This window comes from Burkholderia sp. Bp9140 (assembly GCF_003853425.1).
Taxonomy (GTDB): Bacteria; Pseudomonadota; Gammaproteobacteria; order Burkholderiales; family Burkholderiaceae; genus Burkholderia.
Genome location: NZ_QTPQ01000001.1, coordinates 348,650 through 356,623, shown reverse-complemented (window position 1 = coordinate 356,623; position 7,974 = coordinate 348,650). Strand labels below are relative to the sequence as shown.

3 protein-coding genes are annotated in these 7,974 nt (G+C 68.5%); 1 reads left to right on the top strand and 2 read right to left on the bottom strand.

Translation table 11 applies throughout. The features are described 5' to 3' along the window. A partial coding sequence (locus tag DIE21_RS01625; protein WP_185642717.1) for an autotransporter-associated beta strand repeat-containing protein occupies nt 1-3,419 on the bottom strand: 3,419 nt, incomplete at its 3' end. Between the two features lie 757 nt (nt 3,420-4,176). Then, the gene (locus DIE21_RS01620) at nt 4,177-5,211 is read right to left on the bottom strand and encodes a rod shape-determining protein (protein WP_124495380.1); all 1,035 of its coding nucleotides are present in this window, start codon (nt 5,209-5,211) and stop codon (nt 4,177-4,179) included. A gap of 273 nt (nt 5,212-5,484) precedes the next feature. On the opposite strand from DIE21_RS01620, the gene DIE21_RS01615 reads away from it, so the two are divergent. Continuing rightward, nucleotides 5,485-7,905 carry a patatin-like phospholipase family protein gene (locus DIE21_RS01615; protein ID WP_124495378.1) on the top strand — a complete coding sequence of 807 codons (2,421 nt, stop codon included), beginning with the start codon at nt 5,485-5,487 and terminating at the stop codon, nt 7,903-7,905. Nucleotides 7,906-7,974: the final 69 nt, after the last annotated feature.

Below are 7,974 nucleotides of genomic sequence, written 5' to 3'. Positions count from 1 at the left end.
GTCGTGGTCGCCGCGCCGTCCTTCACGAGCGCGCCCGCGCCGGAAATCGCGCCGCCCAGCCCGAGCGCGTTGCTGCCGCCGAGCGTGAGCGTCGCGCCCGTGCCGAGATCGATCGCGTTGGCGACCGACAGGCTCGCGTTCGTGTCGAGCGTCGCCGCGCCGCCGACATTCAACGCGCCGGTGCCCAGCGCCGCGTTGTTGCCGAGCATCACGGTGCCGCTATTCAGGTTCGTGCCGCCGGTGTACGTGTTCACGCCCGTCAGGGTCTGCGTGCCGGTGCCCGCGAGCGTCAGGCTGCCCGTACCGCCGATCGTGCCGCTGAACGTGCCGTTGCCGCTGCCGGTCAGCGCCAGCGCGTTCGCGCCGAGGTTCACGGTGCTGCCTGCCGCACCGGTCAGCGCGCCGACCGACTGCGCACCCGACGCAGTGCTCAGATCGAGCGTCGCGCCTGCGCCGGCGAGCGTCATCGCGCCCGTCGATGCGAGGCTGCCGCCCGCGCCGACCGCCAGTGTTCCGGCGTTGATCGTCGTACCGCCGGTATACGTGTTCACGCCCGTCAGCGTCGTGGTCGCCGCGCCGTCCTTCACGAGCGCGCCCGCGCCGGAAATCGCGCCGCCCAGCCCGAGCGCGTTGCTGCCGCCGAGCGTGAGCGTCGCGCCCGTGCCGAGATCGATCGCGTTGGCGACCGACAGGCTCGCGTTCGTATCGAGCGTCGCCGCGCCGCCGACATTCAACGTGCCGGTGCCCAGCGCCGCGTTGTTGCCGAGCATCACGGTGCCGCTGTTCAGGTTCGTGCCGCCCGAATAGGTGCTCGCGCCATTGAGCGCCTGCGTGCCGGTGCCGGCGAGCGTCAGGCTGCCGGTGCCGCCGATCGTGCCGCTGAACGTGCCGCTTGCCGTCCCGCCCAGCGTCAGCGCGGTGCCGCCCAGATTGACGCTCGTCCCCGCGACACCGGACAGCGCGCCGAGCGACTGCGCGCCCGCTGCGCCGCTCAGGTCGAACGTCGCGCCCGCGCCGGCGAGATTCACCGCGCCGGTCGATGCGAGGCTGCCGCCCGCGCCGATCGCCAGTGTGCCCGCGTTGATCGTCGTGCCGCCGCTATACGTGTTCGCGCCCGTCAGTGTCGTGGTCGCCGCGCCGTCCTTCACGAGCGCGCCCGTGCCGGAAATCACGCCGCCCAGCCCGAGCGCGTTGCTGCCGCCGAGCGTGAGCGTCGCGCCCGCGCCGAGATCGATCGCATTGCCGACCGCCAGGCTCGTGGTCGTATCGAGCGTCGCCGTGCCGCCGACGGTCAGCGCGCCCGTGCCGAGTGCCGCGGCATTGCCGAGCACGAGGGCGCCGGCGTTCAGCGTCGTGCCGCCCGAGTAATTGTTCGCGCCGCTCAGCGTCAGCGCCGCCGCGCCGTCCTTCACGAGCCCGCCGCCGCCGGAGATCGTGCCGCCCAGCCCGAGACCGGTGCTGCCGCCGAGCGTGAGCGTCGTGCCGGTGGCGATGTTGATGGCGTTCGCGAGCGACACGTTGGTGGTCGCGTCGAGTGTCGACGAGCCGTTGACGTTCACCGCGCCGACGCCCAGCGCGCTATTGCTGCCGACGACGACGTTGCCGCCGTTCAGGTTCGTGCCGCCCGAATAGACGTTCGTGCCGGTCAGCGATTGCGTGCCGGTACCGGACAGCGTCAGGCTGCCCGTGCCGCCGATCGTCCCGGCGTAAGTCGTATTGACGCTGCCGTCGAGTATCAGCGAATTGCCGCCGAGGTTGACGTTGGTGCCGGCCGAGCCGGCCAGCGCGCCGATCGTCTGCGTCCCGGTAGCGCCGCCCAGGTCGAACGTCGCGCCCGCGCCGGCGAGGTTCACCGTGCCGCTCGCCGCCAGGCTGCCGCCCGCGCCCAGCGCGAGCGTGCCGGCATTGATCGTCGTGTCGCCCGTGTACGTGTTCGCGCCCGTCAGCGTCGTCGTCGCCGCGCCGTTCTTCACGAGGCCGCCGGCGCCGGCAATCGTGCCGGACAATCCGAGGTTGTTGCTGCCGCCGATCGTCAGCGTCGTGCCGGTGGCCAGATTGACCGCGTTGCCGAGCGTCACGTTCGTGCTCGAGTCGAGCGAAGCCGATGCGTTGACATTGAGCGCGCCGGCGCCGAGCGCTCCGCCGTTGCCGACCACGAGGCCGCCGCTGTTCAGGTTCGTGCCGCCCGTATACGTGTTGGCGGCCGCCAGCGTCAGCGTGCCGCTGTCGTTCTTCGTCAGCGCGCCGCTGCCCGCCACCGTGCCCGACAGCGTGAGCCCGGTCGCGCCCTGCACCGTCAGCCCGCCCGCGCCGAGATCCACGTTGTTGCTGACGGCGAGCCCGGCGGCGCCTGCCTGCAGCGCACCGCCGGTGGCCGTGATGGTGCCCGTGCCGAGCGACGCATTGTTGTCGATGATCGCGACGCCGCCCGCCAGCGTCGCGTCCTGCGCGGACGATGCGCCGCTGATCGTCCAGGTGCCGGCCTGGACGTTGAGGTGATTGAAGTTGATGTAGTTGTTGACCGCGATGGTGCCGTTTGCCGACGCGCCCTGCTGCAGGTTGAGCGTGTTGTTGCCGCCCGCGCCGCCGTCAACGACGCCCGTCGCCGCCACGCCGAGCGTGACCGGGCCGACCGTGATGTTGAACGCGCCGCCGGTGCCGCCCGCCGTGTTGACCGACGAGCCCGTGACCGCGTTGAACGTGTTCGTGCTGTTCGCGCCCATCGACACGCTGCCGTTGATCGTGCCCGAATTGGTAAACGTATTGCCCAGTCCGGGCGTGCCGTTCGACCCGAGCGACACGCGCCCGGTGATCGTCCCGCTGTTCGTCATGTTGACCGTGCCGCCGCCGTATGCAGCGACCACGGGCGCGTCCGCGCCGGTGAGGGTCGCGCCGACCAGCGGGTTCGAGCCGATCGTGCCGGTGTTGTTGATCGTCGAGGTACCGCCCGTACCGTTCTGGACCGACAGCGCCATGCCCGTCACGCCGCTGATCGCCACGCCGGTCGAGCCGTTCATCGTGCCGTTGTTGGTCACGATCGTGGTGCTCGCCGCCGCATTGCCGACCACCGCGCCGCTCGACAGCACGCCGAGACCCGTCCCGAGCGCGGACGGATCGATGGTGCCGTTGTTGGTCAGCATGACATTGTTGCCGGTCAACGACATCGCGGTGCCGCCGACGCCGAGCAGGACACCGACGCTCGCGCCGGGATTGACCGTGACGTTCAGGTTGTTGGCGCTGTTCGAATAGCTGGGCGCCAGCGGATTCGCGACGCCCGAACAGGTCACCGTGGTGCCTGCCGTCGAACAGGTTGCGTAGGCGGGAACGATGCCCGCGCCGGACAATGCCAGGAAAATGCCCGTCGGCAACAGGAGTCTCGGAAACGGCTCTCCGCTCTTCTTCGAATGCGCAATGTTCATGCTTTCCCCTCGGCGTCAACATGGCCGTTGAGTCGAACCGGCGACGGCGCAAAATTCGGGACGCAAGCGTCCCCTCCGGCGGTCGCGATACGACGTCGGTTTATTCGTGGATGAACTACGAGTTAATCGATTCTCGTTTGCAAATGCAGAACTAGCCGGACGACATGATGGTGGCCCCCTGTTTTTTAAGCAGCGACTTTCTGGTTGATTTGATTACCGCTCTGCTTTTAGTCAGACAAGGCTAGATCAAAAAAAAAGGGTTTTCCAGTCGATGTTTATCCAGCGAAGCGAGGGCGGCGCGCGGCGCGTATTTTTTACTTTGATCCGCACGCCCGGCGATCGGGTTTCTCGATATCCGGCGGTCATTCCACGCGATATCGGACAAAGCTACCGGGTATCCGCGATATCAGTGAAAACACCAATCGCCATGCAGCATGTGCGATCAGGTTTTTATACCTTGATATATACGGGGTGGTAACGGCAGTTGGCTCTGATAATCGCGGACCGTTTCGATCGACCGCATCGGCAGCAGGAATTTTCAACATCCGACACATCACTTTCGAATCCGGCGCGAGTGAAGCCCGAAATCCGGATCGTCGATGATCATTCGGCGCCGGCGACTCCGGTTTCACCAATGGAATAGCGCACCGGATTCGACGTGAAACGGCGAGGAAAATCCGGAACGGGAAAGGAGCGACCGGCGTTTGCGGTTCGAAAGACTTTCAACGAACGTCGCCGAGCGGGCGCCGGCCCGGCGTCAATCCACCCGGCACATCGCGAGCCGTCCCATCGCCTCGCCGGCGCCGCGCACCGCGCAGGTGGCCGGCTCGTCGGCAATCCGCGCGCTCAGCCCGGTCTCGTCGCGCAGCAGGCGTTCGAGATCCGCAAGCAGCGCGCCGCCGCCCGTCAGCACCACGCCGCGATGCGCGATGTCGGTCACGAGTTCGGCCGGCGCGTTTTCCAGCACCGACTTCACCGCGCCGATCACCTGCTTGAGCGGCGCGGCCAGCGCGTCCGCCACATCGTGGTTGGACAGCTCGATCGAGCGCGGCAGGCCGTCCTCGACGCCGCGTCCGATCGCGCGCGTCGACGTGCGCGGCACGGCGCGGGTGGCCGAGCCGATCGTCTGCTTCACGCGCTCGGCGGTTTGCTCGCCGAGCAGCACGCCGTACAGGTTGCGCACGTAGTTGACGATCGCCGCGTCGAACTGGTTGCCGCCGACGCGGATCGCCTCGCGGTAGACGATGCCGCCCAGCGCGATCACCGCGACCTCCGTCGTCCCGGCGCCGATGTCGACGACCATCGAGCCGACCGGCTCGGTCACCGGCAGCCCCGCGCCGAGCCCGGCGGCAAGCGCTTCCTCGATCAGTTCGACGTCCGATACACCGGCCGCGAACGCGGCCTCGCGGATCGCGCGACGCTCGACCGCCGTCGCATCCGACGGCACGCACAGCGTGACCTCGACGCGCCGGCCGAAGCGCGAACGCGTGCGCGACATGTCGATGAAGCGGCGGATCATCTGCTCGGCCGCGTGCGCATCGGCGATCACGCCGTGCCGCATGGGCCGCACGGCCTCGAGATGCGCCGGCTCGCGGCCGAGCAGCGCCTTCGCGAGTTCGCCGACCGCTTCGAGCGTCGGCCGCGCGTCGGACGCGCCGCCCTTGCGAAAGCAGACGACCGACGGCTGGTTCAGCACCACGCCGCGCTCGTGCGTATAGATCCGCGTACTCGCTGTTCCAGGGTCGATCGCAACGGGTTGCGCAAACAACTTTCCGAACAGCGGTGTCGACATATCAAGCCCTTTTTTTCGAACGAACGGGCCGGAACGGCCATGCCGCATCCCCGCGGCGCGTCTTTGCAGCCCCATCACGGACTTAGCGGCAAATCGTGCCGATACTTTAAGCAATTCCGATGATTTTTTCGCGACGAAATTGCCGAAAACGCGTTTCGGCAGGCCTGCGTCTACGCATCGGCCTCTCGCGTTGCGCTTGTAAAACACGGTAATCTCTCGGTCTTGCCTGCTCCAGGCAGGCGTCCGACGCCCGATCACGCCCAGTATTCCACCATGACAGCGACCGCTTCTCTCCGCTGGCCAAGGGTGCGCCAGCTCGGCGCAACGCTCGCTGCGCTCTGGTGCTGCACCGTTGCCGCGCAGCCCCTGCCGGCCGCCGACACCGCCACCCGCACCGCCACGGCGGCCGCTGCCGCCGCACCGGCGGCATCTGCCACGACGGGCGCCGCCCCCGCCGCGACGCCCGCGCCGACCTGCAACGCCGACGGCGGTCCGGCCGGCCGGCCGTCGATCGGTCTCGTGCTGTCCGGCGGCGGCGCCCGCGGGTACGCGCACCTCGGCGTGCTGAAGGTGCTCGAGGACAACCGCATCCCGATCGACTGCGTCGCCGGCACCAGCATGGGCGCCGTGGTCGGCGGCCTGTATGCGAGCGGGATGGCCGCAGACGAGATGAAAAAGCGGCTGTCGGAGGTGAACCTGGCCGACATCGCATTCGACGTGACCGACCGTGCCGACCTGCCGCAAAGCAGCCGCGAGGACGAGCGCCTGTACATCAACAGCCTGACGCTCGGCTTCGGCAAGAAGGGCGTGAAGGCGCCGGTCGGCCTCGTGCAGGGCAACCGGCTGCAGGCGCTGCTCGCGAACTGGACGGCCGCGGTGCCGACCAACCAGCCGTTCGACCAGTTGCCGATCCCGTATCGCGCGGTCGCGACCGACCTGCAGACGGGCCAGATGGTCGTGCTGGATCGCGGCTCGCTGCCGCTCGCGATCCGCGCGAGCATGGCGATGCCCGGCCTGTTCGCGCCGGCCGAGATCAACGGCCGCGCGCTCGTCGACGGCGGGCTCGTCAGCAACCTGCCGGTCGACACCGCGCGGCAGATGGGTGCGAAGGTCGTGATCGCCGTCGACATCGGCTCGCCGCTGCGTCCGCTCGACGCGCTCGCGTCGCCGGCCGACGTGATGCAGCAGATGGTCGGCATCCTGATCCGCCAGAACGTCACGTCGCAGCGCAAGCAGCTCGCCGCGCAGGACGTGCTGCTCACGCCCGACCTCGGCGCGCTCGCGTTCACCGATTTCCAGAATGCGAAGCAGGCGATCGCCGCCGGTGCGGCCGCCGCGACCGCGGCGCTGCCGCGGCTCAGGCACTTCGCGCTCACGCCGGAACAGTACGCGGCCTACCGGTCCGCGCATGCGCAGCCGCTGCCGCCGCCGATCCGCATCACGCGGATCGAGATCAAGACGACCGGCGGCGTGCCGAAGCGTGTCGTCAGCGACGCGCTGCACGTGAAACCGGGCGACACCTACGATCCGGCGACCGTCAGCCAGGACCTGCTCGGGCTGACGACCGGCGGCAATTTCGAGAGCGTGTCGCAGCAGATCGTGAGCCACGGTGACGAGAACGTGCTCGAGATCGATGCGCGCGAGAAATACTGGGGGCCGAATTTCCTGCTGTTCGGCGTCGGGATGTCGAGCAGTTCGACCGACGAGGGCGGCTTCCGCCTGCACGTCGGCTACCGGCGTCCGTGGCTCACCGAATCGGGCCTCGAATTCCGCGCGGACACGACGATCGGCAGCGACCTGCAGTCGGCGCGCGTCGAATTGCGGCAGCCGTTGCCGGCCGCATACGGTTTGTATGTTTCGCCCTATGCGGAATATCAGCGTCGCTACGTGAACCTGTACGACAACAGCGGCGAGGTGAAGCTGAACCAGTACTTGATGCAGACGGCGCGCACCGGGCTCGACTTCGGCCTGCCGATCGCGCGGCTCGGCGACTTCCGGATGGGTATCGGCTACGCGACCGGGCACGGCTCGCCGAACTACAACCTGCCGTTCCCGTTCGACGACGGCAGCTCGACGCTGATCTGGCCGAGCTTCACGTCGCAGGCGCTGACCGCGCGCGCGCGGCTCGTCATCGATCAGCTCGACGATCCGATGTTCCCGCGCCGCGGCTACTACGGCGAATTCCGTGTCGAACGGTCGCTGTGGTCGCACAACAGCCAGTCCGCGGAGGACCTCGCCGATACGTCGAATACGCCTTACACCGAGCTCTACGGCAAGGCGATGATCGCGCAGCAGTTCGGCCGGCACAGCGTCAGTGCAACGATCGAGGGCGGCAAGAGCATCGGCGGCACCAACCTGATCAACGCGTTCAACTTCACGCTCGGCGGGTTCCAGCATCTGGCCGCATATGCGGCCGACCAGCTGACCGGCAACGAACTCGCGTACGGCAACGTGACCTACATGAACCAGCTGATGACGTTCAACGCGTCCCCGATCAAGGCGCTGTCGGTCGGCGCCAGCGCGGAAGTCGGCAACGTGTGGTCGAGCGGCGTGAAGGTCGGCGGCGGTACGCTCAAGCAGAGCTATACGTTCTTCACGAGCCTGTCGACCGCGTTCGGTCCGCTGTACATGGGCGTCGCGCTCGCGCCGGGCGGGCGGCGCAACATCTACCTGCAGCTCGGCCGCACGTATTGATCCCGGCGTGCGGCGGTCGCCGCGGCGGCATCCGCGGCGCGGCGGCCTCGTGCCCCGGCCGCGCCGGAC